Genomic DNA, 20036 nt, shown 5'->3' on the forward strand with positions numbered 1-20036 from the left:
GCACGGGTGCGACAATGGGCAGTGCCGAGGTTCATACACCTGTAGGAGCACATCTTGAGGTGCGAACCTCGCGCAGCGAGGCGACCGAAGCGAGGTGATTGTTTGAAGTGGTGTCGAGACCGGAGAGACCTGATCGCCCTGCGTTTCTGGAATCCTTACCTCGCTTGGGCTCGGATCGCGAGCAGGCTCGCTCCTACAGCGGCTTCGTGGATACGCTGATGCGCGTGCTCAATGCAGTGGTGGGTGGGCGCTGGGGGCCAGGTGGTGGCGGCGTTTGAACAGGGTGTCCAGGGGTTCCGGGCGGCCGATGGCGTAGCCTTGCACGTAGTCCACCCCGGTTTCCCGCAGCAGGGGAATCAGGGCCATGTCTTCCACGAATTCCGCTACCGTCTGGATATTCAGGCGGTGCGCCACTTCGTTGATGGATTCCACGATGGTGTGATCCACACTGGAACGCAGCAGGTTGCGCACGAAGCTGCCGTCGATCTTGAGGTAATCCACCTTGAAGTGCTTGAGGTAGTTGAATGAACTGAAACCACTGCCGAAATCATCCAGTGCCACCTTGCAGCCCTGCTCCCGCAGCCAGATCAGAACATCACTCACCGATCCCATCTGGTTTACCACCGTGGTTTCGGTAATTTCGAAGGTCAGTCGCTCGGCCGCCAGTGGCGTCTCTTCCAGCAACCCGGCCAGATAGTTCGGGAAACCCGGATCATCCAGGGTGGTGGCCGACAGGTTGATCGCCAGATTGAGGCCACTGATGGCAGCCAGCTCTTCACCACGGACCAGCAGCAGCTGGCGCAACACCCAGCGGTCGATATGGGGCATCATCTGGTAGCGTTCCGCTGCCGGGATAAAGGCCCCCGGGCTGATCACCTCACCTTCGCGGCCACGCAGACGCAGCAACACCTCATAGTGGCCGGGATCCCCTTCCACCAGCGCACGGATTTCCTGCACATACAGCTCGAACCGGTCCGCCTCCAGGGATTCACGCAGGCTGGCGGCCATCTGCAATTCCAGATGGCGGCGTGAAGCATCGCTGTCTTCAGCGGTATACACCACCACCTGCCCACGTCCTCGATGCTTGGCGGTGTAACAGGCCACATCGGCACGACTCATGGCCTCCTCCACCGAGGAGGCACCATCTTCCAGTTCCACCAGCCCGATGCTGGCACCGATGTTGTAGACCGCCTCTTCCCAGTCGAAGCGGATGGCATCCAGCGCTTCAATCAAACGTTCGGCGATCAGGCGGGCCCGCTCCACCGGGCAATGGCGCAGCAGCAGGCCAAATTCGTCGCCACCCAGCCGCGCCAGCACGTCATCATCACGGATCTGCTGGCCTATCACCCCGGCGCACTCACGCAGCAGGGCATCCCCGGCCACATGGCCGGCGGTATCATTGACCACCTTGAAGCGATCCAGATTAATGAAGCAGAGGATACTGCTCTCGCGCCCTTCTTCGGTAAGCGCCCCCTGCAAGGCCAGTTCAAAGCCGCGCCGGTTAGTCAGCCCGGTGAGTGCATCATGGGTGGCCTGGAAATCCAGCGCCTTCTTCATGGCCCGGCTGCTGGTGATGTCACGGAAGACCACCACCGCCCCCACCAGACGGCCATCATCGGCCCGCAGCGGTGACGCCGAGTCCTGAATTTCATAGAGGTTGCCATCCAGGCTGCGCAGGCGGATACCTTCACGCAGAAAACAGACCTCAAGCCCCTCCAGAGCAGCGCTGACCGGGCTATCCAGACGCACCCCGGTATCTTCGTCTACCAGCTCAAACACCTCATCCACAGGCCGCCCCACCGCCTGCTGCTCCACCCAGCCTGTCAGCGATTCCGCCACCGGGTTCATGAAGGTAATCAGGCCGCTCTCATCGGTGGCCAGCACCGCATCGGCAATGGCATCCAGGGTGACGCGCAAATGCTCGGATTCCCTTGCCAAACGCCCCTGCTTTTCCAGCAGATCGGCCTGCGCATCGTGGGTTTCCTGGGTAGATTCCAGTTCCATCAACAGGCAGCCCTTGCCGCCCTCGATACCGGTGAGGTTGAGTCTCACCCACTGCCAGCCACCATGACGCTGCAGACGCACTTCCCGGCGGCAGACCTGGCCCTCTCCGGGCAGCGAGAGTTCGGCAATGTCTTCAGGGTGAAACAGGGCAGTAAACGGTTGCAGGAAGAGGGTTTCAGGCGGGGCACCACATAGCTGGCTCATGGCGGGGTTGCACTTCTGCCAGCTGCCATCGGCAGACAGCATGGCCATACCGACGCCGGTATGGTTCATGGCAAGGCGGTAGCAGTCATCGTCACAATCGGGCTGCTGCGGGGCCCTCCTGGTATCGCGATACCAGAAGAATAACAGCAAGGCTCCCGCGGCCAGTGCCACGAACAGCGAAATCCCCATGATGACCATCCAGTGGTTTTATAGTTGTTTCGGGCATTCTTTCGTCAGTGTACACCCATCGGCCAGCATCACCTGACAAGAATGGAACTTTCGCCGACAATTGGGGCCTGTTATTCCACTAAAGTATGGAGTTCTTCGGTCTGATTCCGAATCCACGATGACGTTTCGACGACGACTGCTCAAGCTGCTGGCGCTACTAGCCATGTTGGCGGCCCTTTATCCGCTCTGGTATCTGGGCCAGGTATTGCGCCTGCAGAGCCATAATCCGGAGCACAGCGCCTACATGTCCCGGGCCCAGGCCCAGGGCACGGTGCACTACGAGTGGCGGGATTACGACCAGATCAGCGACTATCTGAAACGGGCCGTACTGATCTCCGAGGATGCCCAGTTCATTCGCCATGGCGGCTTTGACTGGCCCGGTATCCGCTATGCCCTGAAACGCAATCTGGAAGCCGGCAAACCGGTGGCCGGAGGCTCCACCATTACCCAGCAACTGGCCAAGAATCTCTACCTTTCCGGCGATCGCTCCTATCTGCGCAAGGGCAAGGAGGCCGTGATTGCACTGATGCTGGAAACCGGCCTGAGCAAGCGCCGTATCCTCGAGTTGTACCTGAACGTGGCCCAATGGGGGCACCAGATCTACGGTGCCGAGGCCGCGGCACAGCATTATTTCAGCGTCAGCGCTGCTGAACTAAGCCCCGAGCAGGCCGCCCGGCTGGCCGCGATTCTGCCCAGACCCAACGAGTATGACTTTCGCGGCCCCTCTGACTACGTCACCGAGCGGACCCAATGGATTGTCGGCCAGATGCGTCTGGTAGCCATCCCCGACCCCACTGAGGTACCGTTACCGCCGCTGGCGATAACCGACACCTCCGGCACAGCCGACAAGGCCTTACCTGACGCGGCCGACGCCGAGACGGCCACAGCCACCGCAGCACAGGCTGAACCCGCCGTGAGCGACAACAATAACGACAGCAACGCCCCCGCATTGCCCGAACAAGGAACCCCGCAATGAAGCAGTATGCCCTGATTCTTCTTTCTGCCGCCCTGGCCCTGTCCGGCTGTGGTGACAGTGAGCCGGACGCCTCCGCGCCGGCCACCCAGGCCAGTAGCGACAATCCGCTAAGCGGCGTGTGGGTAAAGGATCAGCAGGTGCTGGTACTGGAGAGTAATGGCGACTTCTATCTGCCCAGTGACGCTCTGCGCCAGGGGCTCAGCTGGGAGCAGCAAGGCAACCAGTTCACCTTCCGCTACCTGGACAGTAACGCACTGAGCATCGAACAGCAGTCTCTGGCCGGCACACTGGAAGACAATTCCCTGGACCTGAGCGCGCTGCCCGGTGCCGCCACCCCTGAGCCGGAAGACGGCTCCGAACAGGAGACCCTGAACGCCGACAGCACTCCCCTTTTCAGCGGCACATTCCAGCGTGACAGCAGTGCAGTGGGCTACCTGGGCGGACAGGTGCAGTTGCCGGAAGGGGCCGATCTGCCCCAACAGGCGGTTCTCACGGTAACCCTGTTCTCCGCCGGAGATGTGGTGCTGCGTCGCGTCATTCGCCTGAACGGCAATGACAGCCACTACCCATTCCGTCTCTACTACCCGGCAGATGCCGTTGACGCGGATCAGCCCTACCAGATCAGCAGCCAGATTCTCGCCGGAGGCGGCATTTTCTATCAGTCAGCGCTGGCGGACCTGAGTCGCAATGAGCAGGGATTCGAGAACATCACCCTGCCGCTGGATCCAGTGATGAGTGACAGCGAGACCCTGCGCGGCGCGCTCATCTGGCAGCAACAAACCCCGGTTTTCATCCTCTGCAACAGCGATCAGCGACTGCAGGTCTCTGGCCCGCAAGGCAAGGCACTGGTGAACGATATCCGCCAGGACATGGCCTACCCCCAGCAACCACGGATTGCCACCGTCAGCGGCGTGCGTCGCAAGATCCCCGGTGAGCAGGAAGGCACCACCCAGGCCGCCGTGGCAGTGGAAAGCTATTCGCTGGATGCAGTGGGCAGTTTCCGGGATTGTCAGATTCCCTCCGCCGAGCTGACCAATACCCGCTGGGTGCTCAGCCATCTCGCCGATGAGGCGGTGGCGCTGCCTGAAGGGAGCCAAACACCTTATCTGACCTTCACTGCTGAACAGGCCCGCGGCAATGGCGGCTGCAACAGTTTCCAGGGGGGCTATCAGCAGGAAGGCGATTCACTGCGCTTCCAGCCGCTGGCCAGCACCAAGATGGCCTGCCCGGCCATGGAGACCGAACAGGCCTTCCATCAGGCCCTGAGCAACAGCAATCGCTATCGTATCGACGGCGAGCTGCTGACGTTGTTCGATGAAGAAGACCAGGCAGTGGCCAGCTTTCAGGCGCTGTATCTATAAGGCAGAAGCAAGCTACAAGCTTCAAGCTGCAACGCGGGGAAGGCCTTTGCGATCGGACTCGCCGTGCCCGCGAACAATAAACATTGGTGCGCGGGCACGGCGATGAATCAACCCCGCCACCAATCCGTGTTTTAGCTTGTAGCTTGAAACTTGTAGCTGCATTTTGAGGAAGGGATTTCCATGCGCATTCATTACCTTTCCCATGTCCCATTTGAGCAGCTGGGCGCCATGGAGGCGTGGTTTGTGCAGCGGGATATGGAGATTCGCCACTCCCTGCTGTTCCAGGGAGATCCGCTGCCAGCGCTGGACGATTTTGATGTGCTGGTGGTGATGGGAGGCCCCATGGGGGCCGATGATGATGCCCAATTCCCCTGGATGGCCGCGGAAAAGGCGCTGATCAAGGCCTGCATCGGCGCCGGCAAGAAAGTGCTTGGCGTCTGTCTGGGTGCCCAGCTGATCGCCCGGGTACTGGGTGCGGAAGTGACTGCCAACGCGGAAAAAGAAGTAGGCTGGTTCCCGGTTCATCCCACCACAGCAGGACTCCAGGACAGCATCGGCAAACTGTTTGCCCCCCAGGCCACGGTCCTCCACTGGCATGGCGACACCTTCGCGATCCCCAACGGCGCCGTGCACCTGTTGGAAAGTCGCGGCTGCGCAAACCAGGCATTTCGCTATGGCGATCATGTGCTGGCGTTACAGTTTCATCTGGAACTGGAAGCCGACAACGCCGCAGCGTTGTGCGACGCCTGTCCGGAGGATCTGGCGGAAGGGGAATGGGTGGAGGACAAGCACCGATTGCTGGGCAATGGGCAGCGATTCGACGATGCCAGGAATCTGCTGGGAAGGGTGCTGGCGCAGTTTATAGGGTAAGGCAGTGTCGAGGAGCGAGTAACGAGAGACGAGTTTCGAAAATCAAAACTGTCGGAACGTAGCGCAGCGGAGTAACGCACGCAGTGCGGCCCCGAAGGGGTGAGCGAAGCGAATAACTTGCTTGCAAGCGAAGGGGGTAACCGAATTCGCTTGCAGGCAAGCTCCCACAGAAAGACAACCAGGACGCCGCGAGGGGGTTCGCTGTTAACTATTCACTGTTAACTGTTCACTGCCTTTATCCACCCGCCCAACAGCAGACAAGATCGCCTGCAAGGCGGCACCGGTGGTGTCGTTGGCGGTCGCTACCGCGCTTTGCTCGACATCACCCACCTGCACCCGCACACAGGCCATGGCATTGGCTGCAGTGTTGTCACCCAGCGAATACTCATCGAAGGACAACACCTTCACCTCGTTGCCGATCTGTCGATTGAGCGCTTCTACCAGCGCCGACATGGCACCATCACCGCGGCCGGACAACAGGGTCACGGTCTGGCTGTCGTCACCAATGCTGATCTGCGCCTGCACCTGATCGTTACTGCGGTTCAGGTCATAGGAGCGCAGCGTCCAGCCCATGGGCACATTCAGGTAGTCGCTGTTGAAACGACGGTGTACCCGCTCGCTGGTGATTTCACCACCATCTTCCTCGGCATCCTGTTGTACTACTTTGGCCAGCTCCTGCTGCAACCAGCGCGGCAGATCGATGCCAAAATCCCGCTCCAGCACATGGGCGACACCGCCCTTGCCAGACTGGGAATTGATACGCACCACTTCCTCGTAACGGCGACCAACGTCAGCCGGATCGATGGGCAGGTAAGCCACATTCCAGGCATCACCTTCGTTGTAGCGAGCCAGGCATTTGCGAATCGCATCCTGGTGGCTACCGGAGAAGGCGCTGAACACCAGATCACCGGCGTAGGGGTGACGCGGATGGGTCTGGATGTCGGTAATTTTTTCCACCAGGGCGACGATTTCCTTCATGCGCGAGAAATCGATCTGTGGATCAATGCCCTGGCTGTAAAGATTCATCCCGGCAGTCACCAGATCCATATTGCCGGTGCGTTCGCCGTTGCCGAGCAAGGTGCCTTCGACACGGTCTGCCCCCGCCATCACGGCCATCTCGGCGGCAGCCACACCACAACCACGATCATCGTGGGTGTGCACACTGATGATCACGTCATCACGGTACTGGATGTTTTCATGGACCAGCTCCACCTGGTCGGCGAACACATTGGGCGTGCTCACTTCCACGGTGGCCGGCAGGTTGATGATCACCCGCTGGCCCTGATCCGGACGCCACACCGCATTCACTGCATCGATCACTTCGATGGCGAAATCGGTCTCGGTGGCGCTGAACGTTTCCGGGGAATACTGGAAGCTCCAGTGGGTCTCCGGTTGCTGCGCGGCATAATCACGCACCCATTCGGCGGCGCGCACGGCAATGGCCTTGCAGCCGTCCTTGTCCACATTGAACACCTGCTCGCGGAAAGTGGGCGAGGTGGCATTGTAGATATGCACAATCGCGTTCTTTGCCCCCTTCAAGGATTCGAAGGTACGGGCAATCAGGTCTTCCCGGGCCTGGGTGAGCACCTGGATGTGTACGTCATCGGGTACCAGGTCTTCTTCAATCAAGGCGCGGCAGAAGTCGAAATCGATCTGGCTGGCAGACGGGAACCCCACCTCGATTTCCTTGAAGCCCAACTCCACCAGCATCTGGAAGAACTCACGCTTCTGGGCCACGGACATGGGCTTGATCAGCGCCTGGTTGCCATCGCGCAGGTCCACCGCCGCCCACAGCGGGGCTTTCTCGATACGCTGGCCAGGCCAACGACGGTTGGGCTTGTCGATAACAGGAAATGGCTGGTACTTGGTGTGATCAAAGCTCATGGAAGGTTCCTCGCTGGACGCTCGATGCTGGACGCCTGACGCTAGAAAGCCGAGCGGGTTACGCGTCTGGCATTTGGCGTCTAGCGTCTGGCGTTCAATGTGATCTTGGGTTTCGATCAGGGCACCGGTAGGCGCTGGTAGCGGCAAGGAGAGGCGTCCAGCTTGTGGCTGTCTGCGTCGTCGCCCTACGAGAGATACTTTACGGTTCCAGCCGCGCAATGTGCTTGCTTTATTCATCCGTTTTCGGCTTTATGAGCAATATTATTGCGTAAAAAATCCATTTCCGGGAGAAATCGTCCATGAGCAGCTCCGAACTGGCAAAACTGGATCGTACTGACCTGCGAATCCTGGAAGCCTTGCAGGGCAATGGTGGCCTGAGTAACCAGCAGCTTGCCGAGGCGGTGGGCCTGTCGCCCTCCCCCTGCTCACGGCGGGTTCAGAAGCTGGAAGCGGCCGGCATCATCATCAAACGGGAAACCGTCCTGGACGCCCGCAAGCTGGGGCTGGACCTGACTGTGATGATCCAGATCAGCATGGACCGCCACACCCCGGAGCGCTTCGCCAACTTCGAGGAAAAGGTGGCCAGCTTCCCGGAAGTGCAGCAGTGCTATCTGGTGACCGGGCAGGACGCAGATTACCTGTTGAAGGTGGTGGTGCCGGACATCGACGCCTACCAGCATTTTCTGCTCAACCAGATCACCCGCATCGAAGGGGTCAGCGGGGTGCATTCCAGCTTTGTGATGCGAAGGGTGGTGGATACGGCGGCGCTGCCGTTGAATTATGTGGAGGCGTGAAATGCGTGAGGCGCGAGTCACGAGTGTCGAAAACCGTCAAACAATACCGTCTTCAGGGTTTGATTTCGAAACTCGCTTCTCGCGACCCGGCACGCCTCTATTCCGCCACCAATGGCGGTTTCATGGCTGCGGCTACTGAGGCTGGAGCAGCGTCCGCTCGATGGCAGGCAGCCCCTTCATGCGCTTCGCATAAGCCAGCGAGGCCCGGTGGTCATCAATGCCAGAGACCTTCCATTCGCCCCCTTCCATGGTGAAGGACCAGACGCTCTCCACCTCCCGGAATCGCTGGCTGCCCCTGGCCACCTTGCCGGTGTCCCGCTGCAGCAGATAATCCTGCATGTTGGCGGTAATGCTGATGACGACCAGCGACTGCTCGTGTTCACCGCAAGCATTGCGGTGCTCAAAAAACAGCGGGCGGATCGCCTTGATCGCCCTGATATTGCAGACATGTACAAACCCACTCTCCTGCTGTTTGTCGAGGCTCGCCATCTGCCGGCTTTGGCGGTACGAGGAGGTCATCCAGCCAGCCCCCCTGGACAAGTCTTCACCTTCCCTGCCGGAATGGAAACGCTGAAAGCAGTCCAGTGCACGGTCCTGAAGCCTGAGCCATTCGAACTTGCCAAAGAACGTAGCCATGTAGCGCAAATCCTGCCGGGCCCGTTGTTCTGACTTTTTATGCTGTAGCACAGTCATGAACGCCAGCGACAGGCAGACCGCCACCATTCCGGACAGGGCCAGCTTGACCCAGAATGATTCAAATGCCGCCGGTAGCAACGTACTGCCAGGGCCAGCCAGAGCCGGTTCAGCCAGCAGGGCGCTACCTGCGAGAATTAATACCGACAGGCTGACAACATATTTCTTGTCCATGGTTCCCCCGGATGGGTTTGTCATTGTTATTGGCCGACACGTCGGGTGAATACGATGCCGGCGACTTCCTTCCCTTCCCCCTTTTTGCCAGAACCCGAGCCCCCAATCCGGGATCCCTTTCACAGAGCAGCCCTACCGCTCATCGGTTATGCTGGAGGACCCATACTCCCGGTATCAGGCACAGAAAGGAGCACCGGCCGACATGAAACATCTGCTGATCGTCGCCCACGCGCCCTCCCCCAACACCCTGAAACTGTGCGAAGCGGCGGCCCGCGGAGCGGGGCATGAAGATATCGAGAACGTGACCGTGACGGTGAAGGCGCCGCTGGAGGCAGGTCCCGAGGATGTGATGGCGTGCGATGCCATCCTGCTCGGCACCACGGAAAACCTTGGCTACATGAGCGGCGCGCTGAAGGATTTTTTCGATCGCACCTACTATCCGGTGCTGGAAGAAAAACAGGGCCTGCCCTGTGCGCTCTACATCCGCGCCGGCCACGACGGCACCGGCACCCGCCGCGGTGTGGAAACCATCGTCACCGGGCTACGCTGGAACTGGGTACAGGATCCGCTGGTACTGCGCGGCGACTGGCAGGAAGTCTTCGAGGGACAAGTTGAGGAGCTGGGGATGTATCTGGCCGCGGGGCTGGATGCGGGGGTTATTTAGCTTCAAGCTGCAAGCCTCAAGCTACAAGGCGCGGTTATGGGCGGGTAGACGCGGATATGCACTGCCCGCGCACCAGGGCCGAAATTGGGAGGCGAACCGTAGGGCGGAAATCGGCTCACGCCAATTTCCACCCTACAAAACACAGAGACCAAGATTTGCGTTGCCCACGTTCGAGCGCGGCCACCACCACCTCAGCACCTGACATCCCAATCCGCGACTTGTAGCTTGCAGCTTGAAGCTTGTAACTGCTTTTAGCCTTTGCTCTTGCTCACCATGGCCGCGATGACGGCCTTGGCTTCGTCGCCTTGCAGCAACTCACCGAACAACGCCAGATCTTCCTTGACCACTTCGTGCAGCGGCTTGTTGATGGCTTCGCGCATAAGGCGTTTGCTTTCACGCAGGGCGCGGGGTGGCTTTTTGGCCAGGGTGACAGCCCAGCGGCGGGCGGTGGCTTCCAGCTCTTCGCGCTTGACCACCTCGGCAATCAGGCCTGATTCCAGGGCCTGGGCCGCGCTGAACGGTTCGCACAGCAGCAGCATGCGGGCGGCACGCTGGTAGCCCATCCAGGCCGGCATCAGCTTGGCAGAACCGGCTTCCGGCACCGCGCCCAGATCGGCGAAGGGAGTCACAAACTTGGCGTCTTCCGAGGCCACTACCAGATCCATGTGCAGCAGCATGGTGGTGCCCACACCCACGGCATTACCCTGAACCGCACCCACCATCACTTTCGGGAACTCGTGGATGGCATCGATAAAGGCCGCAGCGGCCGGTGGCTCTCCCGGTGCGGCATTGAGAAAGTCCATCAGGTCATTACCTGCACTGAAGGACTTGCCCTCGCCAGTAAACAGCACCACGCGGATATCATCACTTTCTTCCGCCGCCTTCAGCAGCTTGACCAGATCCCAGTACATGGCCGCCGTCAGGGCATTCAGTTTGTCCGGACGGTTCAGGCTGATTTCCATCACCGATTCGGTGTTCTTGACCAGAATCAGGCCACTTTCCAGTGTCGGCATCGTCACGACAGCTCTCCCGTAATTATGTAATCGGGCAAGGCTAGCGGGCCGCTGGCCCTCTGCCAAGAGCCAATCACGTCATCCGCCGATTGACCGTTCAGTCAAAGTGGATTAAAACAGCGCACCTATTCTGAGATTGCGCCTGTGAAGCTGATCACCTTCGATCCTTTTCGCACCCTGGGGACCCCGGGGGTCCGCTATATCAAGCCTGAGCACATGCATCAGCACCGCGAGGAACTGGCTGAAGCAGACTGGCTGCTATTCCCCGCCTACTGGCAGATCAACAGCCTGCATTACGTGCTCAAGAAGCGTATTTTCCCCAGCCTGAGCAGTTACCATCTTGGCCATGACAAGGTGGAGATGACCCGCGCCCTGCAAACCGCCTGCCCGGAACATGTGCCCGAGACCATGATCACCTCATCTGACCGCTATGGCATCAGTCAGATACTGGATCAGTGGACGTTTCCGTTTGTCGGCAAATCGGTGAAATCCAGCCAGGGGATGGGCGTTTTCCTGATCGAGAACAAGCAACAGTTACTGGACTACGCAGAGCGGGAAGCAGTGTTGTATGTGCAGAAACTGCTGCCTATCGTCCGCGATCTGCGCATCGTGGTGGTGGGTGACGAGATTGTCGCCAGCTACTGGCGCGAAGGCTCCGGCTTCCTCAACAATGTCAGCCAGGGAGGCCGGGTACGCACCGACCTGCCGGTGCCGGAGACGGCATTGTCACTGGTATCCGGTCTGGCCCATTACCTGGATATCAACCACGCCGGTTTTGATGTGGCCATGGTCGATGGCCACCCCTACATTCTGGAATTCAACCGTCTGTTCGGTAACACCGGGATACCGGAACTGCCCAGGGCCATCGCCGCCGCCATGAACCGCTATCTGTTCGGCCCGGAGCCGCCTTCCTCTTCCGACACCAGCGTTTCCGCCTGAGTCCGCAGCAGGGTCTGGTAGCGATGGGCCAGCTGCTCCACCGGCTGTAACCGCACCTTGTGATCCCCGGCCACGGCCACCTGGGCACGGTCGGGCTGGTAGAGCGCCTTCACATCCAGTTCTGTACTGGCCAGCTGGGATTCCGGCACCTGCAGCCGGCCAGGCACCCCGGCCAGACACAGGGACCAGGCTTCCTCTTCATCCTTGTCGGTGGTCATCAGCGCCTTGAATTCCAGCGGCACCTTGCCCTGCTGTTTGCGCAGCGGTGCCTGCAGGCGCACCACCCGCAGGAACAACAACCCGGAACAAAGCGCCGCGAAAGCCGCCTGGGACACCGGCAGCTGACAGAACACGGCGCCGGCCTGGCGACCAATCGGCTGACTGACCTGGCCACCGTAAATGGCTACCGCCTTGTCCAGCAGGCGCTGATAGTCCGCCAGCACCTCGTCCACGGCCTGCTCGGTGTAGCGCTGGCGGATGGCCTCGAAGTTGACGATGCTCAGGCGCAACTGGGCCTGGACACGCTCAGGATCGATGGGCGGCGCCGGCCGTTCCGGGGATACTGCTGTCGCAGGTGCTACCACCAACTCAGGAACGGGCGCCGACGGCACTTCCATTGGCGCCGGAGCAGGCTCCGGGGCCGGCGACACCAGCCGCTCGCGCACCAGGGTCACCGCCAGCCGCAGCAGCAATACGCACAGTACCGCCAGTACAAACCCGGCCTCGATGTTCTGTCGCGGCGCTTCGCTGTTGTCGCCCAGCAACGTCAGGGTGCCTGCCAGTTCGCCATCCGGCAGGGCCACCGGCACGGTCACCAACAGGTCGGATTCATTCACCCCGGTGATCCCCACCTGCACCTGGGCCGGGTTGAGAAAGCGCACCCCGGCCACCGGCGCCAGCGCCACGGTTTCACGACCGATCAGGTTGATACTGATGGAATCCTCACTGGCCAGCGCCTCGGCAGCGCGACGAGCGGTCTGCTCGGCCAGCGCCTTGAGCTGCACTTCACGCTCCTGCTCCAGGCTGGAGGAATAGTGCTCAAGGAAATAGATCCCCACCACCAGCATGGCCAGCAGCATCAGAATCAATTCACGCAACAGGGTCTGCTGACGGCCAATCCATGGACGCCATTGTTCCCACAGGGACATAGGGAGTTATCCGTTTGGTTTTATTCTCTGGCCCGGAGTATACCGTGAGTTGGCCGGGATGCCTTGACTGTGTAGACATGCCGGATGCCGGATGCAAAAAGGCCTCCTCTATACCCCGCTGAAGGAACCGGAGTACAACGGAGTTAGCAGCCGAAGGGTGAGCGCAGCGAATAACCTGCCTGCAAGCGATCCGAGCCTTGGCGAGGCATGAGGGGCGAGTTACGAGTACCGAGTTTCGAAGATCAAAACACTCCGCAATATTGCGGTTTTCAGGTTTTCGAGACTCGTTACTCGTCACTCGTTTCTGGAATCCTTACCTCGCTTAGGCTCGGATCGCCTGCAGGCAGGCTCCTACAGCGATTCATGCCAGAGGCTCTGGAATGCCTCGTGATGTCTCCAGCGTTCTTCAACATCCCAATATCTGCTACTCTTACGCGGTTTTCGGGGAGCTGCGGCTTCCGTTCGTTTGAATTCTGCTCCTGGAGCCCCTGCGTGCGCGAGATCATCCTGATTCAGGTTTCCGGCAATGACCGTCCCGGCCTGACGGCCGCTTTCACCCGGATTCTGGCCCGTTACCGCCTGAATATCCTCGATATCGGCCAGGCCGTGATCCACGACACCCTGTCACTGGGGATCCTGGTGGAAACTCCGCAGGACGCGGACTCCTCCGCGGTACTCAAGGACGTGCTGTTCGAAGCCCACAAGCTGAATATCAATGTGCGCTTCCGCCCCATCGACGAAGACCGCTATGAAGAGTGGGTCGCTGGCCAGGGCAAGGACCGCCACATCATTACCCTGCTGGCGCGCAAGATCACTGCCCACCAGCTGGCCGATGTGACCGCCACCGTGGCCGACAACGATCTCAACATCGACAGCATCACCCGCCTCTCCGGCCGGGTGCATCTGGAAGGCGAAAGCAGCGATCAGGACAGCCGCGCCTGTATCGAGATTTCCGTGCGCGGTGAACCCCGCGATGCGGAAGCCATGCGCGCCGCCTTCCTGGCCATCGCCAACGATCAGAACATGGACATTGCCTTCCAGCGTGACAGCGCCTTCCGCCGCAACCGGCGTCTGGTAGTGTTCGATATGGATTCCACCCTGATCCGTTCCGAGGTGATCGACGAGCTGGCAGTGGAAGCCGGGGTGGGCGAACAGGTGGCAGAAATCACCGAACGCGCCATGCGCGGCGAGCTGGATTTCAACGAGAGCTTCTCCGCCCGGGTGGCTCTGCTCAAGGGACTGGACGAAGGCGCCCTGGAGCGGGTGCGTGAACGCATCCAGCTCACCGAAGGCGCCCAGCGCCTGGTCAGCACCCTGCGCGCCTTGGGCTACCGCACCGCTATCCTGTCCGGCGGCTTCACCTGGTTTGGCCACTGGCTGCAGGATCTGCTGGGCATTGATTACGTGCACGCCAACGAGTTGGAAATTGAAGACGGCAAGGTCACCGGCCGGGTGGTCGGGCAGATCGTCAACGGCCAGCGCAAGGCGGACCTGCTCAAGGAAATCGCCGCCCAGGAAGGCATCAGCCTGGAACAGACCATCGCCGTAGGCGACGGCGCCAACGACCTGCCCATGCTCGGCGAAGCCGGCCTCGGCATCGCCTTCCGCGCCAAACCCCTGGTCAAACAAAACGCCGAACAAGCCATCTCTACCCTTGGCCTGGACGGCATCCTCTATCTGATTGGCGTGCGGGACAAGGATCAGGCGGAACTTCTCAAGAGCAGTTAATAGTTAACAGTGAATAGTTAACAGCGACGCGGTTTTGATCTGTCTTGTTCCAAACGCAAGAGGCCGCGCTCCAATCCTGGGGCGCGGCCTCTTGCATTGTTGAATACCAACAGTCGCTATTCGCGAACTGTTAACTATTCACTGTTAACTGTTCACTGCCTTTTACGCTGTTTCAGGGATCTGCAAAACATCCATCGGCGGTTGCAGGTAGTAGCCTTGCAGGTAGTTGACGCCACCGAGAGTCCACAGGGCCTGCATCTGGGCGGCGGATTCCACGAAGCCGACCACGGTGGTGCGGCCACCTTCGCTGACCTGTTTGACGATTTCAGCGAGACGGGCACGGCCTTCCGGCTTGGACAGTTCTTCGGTGAAGGAGCCTTCGAATTTCACCATGCTGGCCGGGATATGTTCGAACAGCTTGAACGGATCCAGGCCGCCACCGAAGCGGCTGATGGAGACCTTGCAGCCGGCCGCCTGCACTTTCTGGGCAAACAGGGCGGCCTGTTTGAGATAGTTGGTGGCGTCCGCCTCGGAAAACTGGAAGTAGACATTACGCCCTTCCATCTTCGCTGCCTTCATGGCCTTGAGCATCCAGTCTGCCAGTCCCGCATCGGCCAGTGAGCTACCATTGATGTTGAACAGCATCTTCACCGGCTGCCCCAGGGCGGCCGCAGCACGCATGCCGTTGAGCACCACCCAGCGATCAATCTTGCCGCCCATGCCTTCCTGGGCCGCTACCGGGATGAAGTCCTTGGCTTCCAGCACATCGCCCTCTTTCTGGGGCAGGCTGACAAACACCTCGAACAGGTGATCGCTCTCATCTTCCAGATTCATCAACGGCTGGTAGTGGAGTTTGAAACCACCCTTTTCCAGTGCCTGGCGCAGCTGCATGGCGATGGCCTCACTGGAGCCCGCCGCCACATCATCCATGGGATCATGAGTCTTGACGCTATTACCCTTGCCGTCGTTGGCACGCTGGGCCTGGTTACAGCACTTCAGGGCCGTGGTCAGTGAATCCTGACTATTGCGGGCATCCTCACGAATGAAGGCGACCCCGACGCTGGCAGTGACCTGCACGGTACGTGCCGATACTTCCGGCATCAGGCCTTCAATTCCCTCTCGCAGCTTCTCTGCCAATGCCCCAGCCGCTTCGGTATCTTCCACCGGCAATAACAGGGCAAAGTCTTCCCCGTCCACCCGGGCAAGAGATGCCTCGCTCGCCTTGTCCGCAAGCCAGTCCGCGACGGCTCGCAGTATCTCGTCTGCCCCTTCAATCCCAAGGGAAGACTTGTGCTGCTCAAAATCATCCAGGCGCAGATACAGCACTGCGGACAGCTGGCTTTGTCGCGCCGCCGCCGCCACTGCATCATCCAGTCGATCCATGAACCACTGACGGCTGAACAGGCCGGTGACCTGATCCTTTTCACTCATCTCGCGCAGACGCGCTTCGATCTCGCTTTGATCCACCCCGGAGGCGCGAATCACGATCTGGGTGCATGCTTCGCCATCGTAGGTACTGGGCGAAAAGGTAAAGGTGGCATCGAACTCGCTGCCATCGGTGTTGACGCCCTTGCACTCCAGCTCCTGAGTCTGGCTTTCATCCTGGGCGCGGCTGCGCAGCAGGTTCTTGAGCTTGTCGTGATCCGCAGCGGAGACCATGTCCATGATCGGCACCCCGGCCAGATCATCGGCATCCTCGTAACCGAACATCTCCACATAGTTGTCATTGGCATGGATATGCATGCCATCAAGCACATAGGCGATGGCATCACGGCTCTGATCCATGAGCAGGGAAAGACGTTTCTCGGCATCGTGACGAACGATCTCGGAATTCTGCAGCTCCTTGCGCAGGCGCAGGAACTCCGTGAGCCGGTCCACCATCATGGAGATCAACTCACGATCATCCGCCGGTGCCACAGCACGGGCGCCCATGCTCATGCCTTTCTTGACCGTGGCGGTGGAGAACTCATCTTCCAGCAGAATAACCGGGATAGCCTTGCCCAGCCGATTCAGATGCGCGACAGCACTTTCGAAGGTGCCATCGCCAAATTTGGGGCGACACAGCATCAGCTCCCAGGAGCCACTCTTCAGCGCACGCAGCAGATCATCTTCGCCCAGCGCCAGGTGAGCCCGGGTCGCCCTGCCTGCGTTACGCAGTGCATTCATCAGCTGTTCGGCCTCATCCTGAGAGTCATGGGCGATCAGCAGACGCAAGTTATCCAGGGCATAGCTCATTGATTCACTACTCACAATTCAATCATGGTTGCTATTGTGCCTGACGACCCTGTCATCACAAACGCACAGTAAAGCCACACATGCGCTCCGGGCGCCATGTGCCACTCCATATCCTGAAGAGTTGCCGGTTCCCCCGGCAAGCCATATCAATCAGTTTACAGACCGCCAACGCGGTAGCTGCTGCAAGAGCCATGCCCTCACAGCCGGGGATCACAGGCTGGACCAGATCGAATCCAGCTCGTCATCATCTTCATTCGGCGACAGCGGCTTCACCGGTTCAGGTGTCGTCAGATCCCGGAACGGGTACTGGCTGAATCCGGACATCCCCTGCACCCGACGCAACAACTGTACGCGAGAGGGTTCCCCACCCTCAACCAGTTCCACCTTGACCCCCTCGTTAAACCCGACTGTAGGCAGCAACAGGGTGGCAGGCTGACCAACGGCGGCCAGCTCGGGCAGCAGAATGGCGCGCATGTAGTCACTATCAGTGCCCTGCTTGCGCAACGCCCGGGCGGCCACCGGGCGGCCACCGGGAGCAAGCAGCTCCACTCCAAATTTGGCCCCGTGGTTGGGCAGCTGGGTGACCCAGCGAATCACCGCCAGCATCCACTGGGCGTGGGTCTGGTCGCGCACCGCCAGCAATTCACCGGTGCGCAACAGGCTGGGGGTATTGCCCTGCCAGGACAGACAATAGCCGCCGGGACTGGCATTGACCTTCTGGCAATGATAGCTCTCGGGCAGCTTGATTTCGGTGCGGGCAGGCCCGGCCACGCTATCCATGTTGATGGCTTCGCCCGGCAGCGTCTCGTAGGCCTTGGCCCAGGGATCCGCCTGGTCCTGCTTGTGCTGATCGGACACGCTGATGTTGTTCAGAAAGCGGTTGCTGCCGCCGTCGCCAGACGGCTTTCTGGTACCCCGCTCCACCATGGCTTCAAACGGCGTGCGGCCCGACAGGAAGTAGTGTACGCCCACCAGCCCGAAGCAAAGCTCGATTTCGCCGGTTTCCTCAACCCGCTTGAAGGCCCGCTCGGTCAGTGCCCCCCATACTTGCTGAAGGTGATCCAGCAGGGCGTCATCCATGCCCTTGGGGAAGGACAGCGTCTGATTCTCGGGATCACGGCGACAGGCCGCCATGGCCTCCACCAGACGCAGGGAATCGATATAGCGCCAGCCCTCATTCACCTGGGAAGCATGGGTGCGATAGATCGGCGGGCGGTCCGCCTGCAAGTCGAATACGAACAGGTCATCGCTGCTGCTGGCTTCACGGATCGCCACCAGATTCGCCCAGTCCTCGGCTGCCCGGTAAACCAGAGCCAGTTCCTGCTGGCGAAGCTGGTTGGGCTTGGCCGTGGATAACAGCAAGCAGCGGGCATAGGCCGACTGCACCGTGGACTCCCTGTCATCCTGTTCGGGGATGACGAGGGAGGCCAGATCATTGGTTTCGGCCAACAGATAGAGTTGATGCAGTTCCAGCCAGAGATGCCGCGGGCAGGAAAAATAAAGCTGATAGCAGCGCAGCAGGGTGTCACCCAGGGCCGTAATCGCGCGATGAATGGCGGTCGCCACGACACGACGGACGATCTTGTCCTTGATCTTGCGCATGCCACGCACCGCCACCAGCTTGTAGCCATTGGCCAGATGTCCCTGCAGGGCCTGGGCCAGACTCGCCACCCGACGCGCCTTTTCCGGCAATACCAGCGACTGGTTGAGGTAGTGCTTCTGCAGGGAATCGCAGACATGGAGAATAGAAGGACGAATGATTTCCAACAGTTGGTAACGCTGACGGCTATCCAGCTGCAGACGATTCAGTTCCTGCACAAATTCATACAACTGGCGTGCCGTTTCCCCCATGTTCATGACGGGAAGGTCATCGACCCATTGTTGCAGCTTCTTGGGCTGATCCGAGCCAACGGTAAGATGCGGCAAATCCTGTTCTGGCAATTTCAGCCGCACCGACTGGGCTGCATGCTCCATGAAGAAGTCCTTATCTCGGCGGCATCTACTCTCACGGTGATGTTCGCTTCTGTTTTTATGTGTGCTATGTCACAAGACTTTACGACACCGTTACAGCAGTGTAAACGCCGGCAAGTGACTGACAGATCAATGAGTTAGCCAGCCAGAACCGTTTTGGAGGGCTCACCGGGCTCCTCCCGCGACAGGCGGGGCACCAGAAAGCCGGGCAAACGGCCCCGCAATTGCCGATGCAGCGCCAGCGCCTGCCGGTCAGGCACCGCGAAATGGGCGGCTCCGGCCACCTTGTCCAGCTGGTGCAGGTAATAGGGAAGAATGGCCGCCTCATGAAGCCGATCGGACAGAGCCTCCAGGGTCTCCACCCGGTCGTTCACCCCCGCCAGCAGCACGCTCTGGTTAAGCAGGGTAACCCCCGCCCGCTGCCACTGCCGCCCGCGTTCGGTCAGAGCGGCGCTGATTTCCCGGGGGTGATTGGCATGAAACACCAGCACCGTGCGCCAACGATCCTGCGCCAACAGCGCCAGCAACTCCTCGTCGAGGCGCTCCGGGATCACCACCGGGGTGCGTGAATGGATGCGCAACCGGCGCAGATGGGGAATCTGCGCCAACGCCTCCAGCAACTGCCCGATGCGGCGGTTGGTCAGGGTCAACGGATCGCCACCACTCAGGATCACTTCGTGGATATCCGGGCGCTCCGCCAGCCAGGCTAGAGCCTGGTCCCAGCGCTTGCCGGACAGGTGACTTTGATAGGGGAAGTGACGACGAAAACAGTAGCGGCAATGCACCGCACAGGCACCGGTCACCACCAGCAAGGCACGCCCATGATACTTGTGCAGCAGCCCGGGAACCGGTGTGTGATCGCCTTCTTCCAAGGGGTCGACACCATACCCGGGCACCGCTTCCAGCTCTGCCGGGACGCTGAGTACCTGCCTGAGAAGCGGATCATTCGGGTTCCCCTTTTCCATCAGCTCGACATAGCGGCGCGGCACCCGCAGCGGGAAATCCCGGGCCGCAGCCCGGATCTCGGGCAGCGCCGAGGCATCCAGATCCAGCAGCGCCAGCAGCTCGGCAGGATCAGTGATCAGATCGGCCTGCTGGCGCTGCCAGTCAGGTAACTCCCAACCAGCGCTTTCCTGCGGTATCATTGCCA

General features: G+C 60.2%; 15 protein-coding genes. 7 read left to right on the top strand and 8 right to left on the bottom strand.

Going from position 1 to position 20036, the window contains the following annotated elements; all coding sequences use genetic code 11:
- Nucleotides 1-228: 228 nt before the first annotated feature.
- Nucleotides 229-2397 (bottom strand): EAL domain-containing protein, encoded by a 2169-nt coding sequence (locus MWU49_RS10060; RefSeq protein WP_246971488.1) that lies wholly within the window; start codon nucleotides 2395-2397, stop codon nucleotides 229-231.
- 157 nt (nucleotides 2398-2554) lie between these two features.
- On the opposite strand from MWU49_RS10060, the gene mtgA reads away from it, so the two are divergent.
- The 3 genes from mtgA to MWU49_RS10075 all read left to right on the top strand — a co-directional run bounded on the left by mtgA (nucleotide 2555) and on the right by MWU49_RS10075 (nucleotide 5643).
- Nucleotides 2555-3412, top strand: a complete 858-nt coding sequence (gene mtgA, locus MWU49_RS10065) for a monofunctional biosynthetic peptidoglycan transglycosylase (protein WP_246971490.1) — start codon at nucleotides 2555-2557, stop codon at nucleotides 3410-3412.
- Nucleotides 3409-4773: an META domain-containing protein gene (locus MWU49_RS10070; RefSeq protein WP_246971499.1), complete on the top strand. Its 1365-nt coding sequence runs from the start codon at nucleotides 3409-3411 to the stop codon at nucleotides 4771-4773. The genes mtgA and MWU49_RS10070 overlap by 4 nt, the downstream gene beginning before the upstream one ends.
- A gap of 180 nt (nucleotides 4774-4953) precedes the next feature.
- Complete coding sequence (locus MWU49_RS10075) at nucleotides 4954-5643, top strand: type 1 glutamine amidotransferase (RefSeq protein ID WP_246971501.1); 690 nt, start codon at nucleotides 4954-4956, stop codon at nucleotides 5641-5643.
- Between the two features lie 204 nt (nucleotides 5644-5847).
- Here MWU49_RS10075 and MWU49_RS10080 read toward each other — a convergent pair whose 3' ends face one another.
- Nucleotides 5848-7527 (bottom strand): 2-isopropylmalate synthase, encoded by a 1680-nt coding sequence (locus tag MWU49_RS10080; protein WP_246971504.1) that lies wholly within the window; start codon nucleotides 7525-7527, stop codon nucleotides 5848-5850.
- Nucleotides 7528-7826: 299 nt separating this feature from the next.
- On the opposite strand from MWU49_RS10080, the gene MWU49_RS10085 reads away from it, so the two are divergent.
- The gene (locus MWU49_RS10085; protein ID WP_246971515.1) at nucleotides 7827-8321 is read left to right on the top strand and encodes an Lrp/AsnC family transcriptional regulator; all 495 of its coding nucleotides are present in this window, start codon (nucleotides 7827-7829) and stop codon (nucleotides 8319-8321) included.
- Between the two features lie 132 nt (nucleotides 8322-8453).
- Here the strand turns inward: MWU49_RS10085 and MWU49_RS10090 are convergent, their stop codons facing one another.
- Complete coding sequence (locus MWU49_RS10090; protein WP_246971518.1) at nucleotides 8454-9188, bottom strand: hypothetical protein; 735 nt, start codon at nucleotides 9186-9188, stop codon at nucleotides 8454-8456.
- Between the two features lie 202 nt (nucleotides 9189-9390).
- On the opposite strand from MWU49_RS10090, the gene MWU49_RS10095 reads away from it, so the two are divergent.
- Nucleotides 9391-9852, top strand: coding sequence for an NAD(P)H-dependent oxidoreductase (locus MWU49_RS10095; protein ID WP_246971521.1), 462 nt, complete (start codon nucleotides 9391-9393; stop codon nucleotides 9850-9852).
- Between the two features lie 251 nt (nucleotides 9853-10103).
- On the opposite strand, the gene MWU49_RS10100 is transcribed toward MWU49_RS10095, so the two are convergent.
- Complete coding sequence (locus MWU49_RS10100) at nucleotides 10104-10865, bottom strand: enoyl-CoA hydratase-related protein (RefSeq protein ID WP_246972885.1); 762 nt, start codon at nucleotides 10863-10865, stop codon at nucleotides 10104-10106.
- Between the two features lie 144 nt (nucleotides 10866-11009).
- On the opposite strand from MWU49_RS10100, the gene MWU49_RS10105 reads away from it, so the two are divergent.
- Complete coding sequence (locus MWU49_RS10105; protein WP_246971523.1) at nucleotides 11010-11804, top strand: hypothetical protein; 795 nt, start codon at nucleotides 11010-11012, stop codon at nucleotides 11802-11804.
- Here the strand turns inward: MWU49_RS10105 and MWU49_RS10110 are convergent.
- Nucleotides 11750-12952: a hypothetical protein gene (locus MWU49_RS10110; protein ID WP_246971525.1), complete on the bottom strand. Its 1203-nt coding sequence runs from the start codon at nucleotides 12950-12952 to the stop codon at nucleotides 11750-11752. The two genes, MWU49_RS10105 and MWU49_RS10110, sit on opposite strands and share 55 nt — an antisense overlap.
- Before the next feature lie 492 nt (nucleotides 12953-13444).
- Between MWU49_RS10110 and serB the strand changes: the two genes are divergently transcribed.
- On the top strand, nucleotides 13445-14680 hold the full coding sequence (serB, locus tag MWU49_RS10115) for a phosphoserine phosphatase SerB (RefSeq protein ID WP_246971527.1): 1236 nt from the start codon (nucleotides 13445-13447) through the stop codon (nucleotides 14678-14680).
- Nucleotides 14681-14842: 162 nt separating this feature from the next.
- On the opposite strand, the gene MWU49_RS10120 is transcribed toward serB, so the two are convergent.
- The 3 genes from MWU49_RS10120 to epmB all read right to left on the bottom strand — a co-directional run bounded on the left by MWU49_RS10120 (nucleotide 14843) and on the right by epmB (nucleotide 20031).
- On the bottom strand, nucleotides 14843-16930 hold the full coding sequence (locus MWU49_RS10120; protein WP_246971529.1) for an EAL domain-containing protein: 2088 nt from the start codon (nucleotides 16928-16930) through the stop codon (nucleotides 14843-14845).
- A gap of 195 nt (nucleotides 16931-17125) precedes the next feature.
- A complete protein-coding gene (locus tag MWU49_RS10125) occupies nucleotides 17126-18889 on the bottom strand; it encodes a hypothetical protein (protein ID WP_246971531.1) in 1764 nt (587 codons plus the stop codon).
- A 134-nt stretch (nucleotides 18890-19023) separates the two neighbouring features.
- On the bottom strand, nucleotides 19024-20031 hold the full coding sequence (epmB, locus tag MWU49_RS10130; RefSeq protein ID WP_246971534.1) for an EF-P beta-lysylation protein EpmB: 1008 nt from the start codon (nucleotides 20029-20031) through the stop codon (nucleotides 19024-19026).
- Nucleotides 20032-20036 lie beyond the last annotated feature (5 nt).

It is taken from the genome of Alcanivorax sp. S6407, assembly GCF_023016115.1.
In the GTDB taxonomy this organism is placed as follows: Bacteria; Pseudomonadota; Gammaproteobacteria; order Pseudomonadales; family Alcanivoracaceae; genus Alcanivorax.

Bases quoted from the DNA above. Each gene is read 5' to 3' on its own strand.
- MWU49_RS10070 (WP_246971499.1), top strand. From the start codon at position 3,409: ATGAAGCAGTATGCCCTGATTCTTCTTTCTGCCGCCCTGGCCCTGTCC.
- MWU49_RS10060 (WP_246971488.1), bottom strand. From the start codon at position 2,397: ATGGGGATTTCGCTGTTCGTGGCACTGGCCGCGGGAGCCTTGCTGTTA.
- MWU49_RS10125 (WP_246971531.1), bottom strand. From the start codon at position 18,889: ATGGAGCATGCAGCCCAGTCGGTGCGGCTGAAATTGCCAGAACAGGAT.
- MWU49_RS10110 (WP_246971525.1), bottom strand. From the start codon at position 12,952: ATGTCCCTGTGGGAACAATGGCGTCCATGGATTGGCCGTCAGCAGACC.
- MWU49_RS10090 (WP_246971518.1), bottom strand. From the start codon at position 9,188: ATGGACAAGAAATATGTTGTCAGCCTGTCGGTATTAATTCTCGCAGGT.
- MWU49_RS10075 (WP_246971501.1), top strand. From the start codon at position 4,954: ATGCGCATTCATTACCTTTCCCATGTCCCATTTGAGCAGCTGGGCGCC.
- MWU49_RS10080 (WP_246971504.1), bottom strand. From the start codon at position 7,527: ATGAGCTTTGATCACACCAAGTACCAGCCATTTCCTGTTATCGACAAG.
- MWU49_RS10095 (WP_246971521.1), top strand. From the start codon at position 9,391: ATGAAACATCTGCTGATCGTCGCCCACGCGCCCTCCCCCAACACCCTG.
- MWU49_RS10085 (WP_246971515.1), top strand. From the start codon at position 7,827: ATGAGCAGCTCCGAACTGGCAAAACTGGATCGTACTGACCTGCGAATC.
- mtgA (WP_246971490.1), top strand. From the start codon at position 2,555: ATGACGTTTCGACGACGACTGCTCAAGCTGCTGGCGCTACTAGCCATG.
- MWU49_RS10100 (WP_246972885.1), bottom strand. From the start codon at position 10,865: ATGCCGACACTGGAAAGTGGCCTGATTCTGGTCAAGAACACCGAATCG.
- epmB (WP_246971534.1), bottom strand. From the start codon at position 20,031: ATGATACCGCAGGAAAGCGCTGGTTGGGAGTTACCTGACTGGCAGCGC.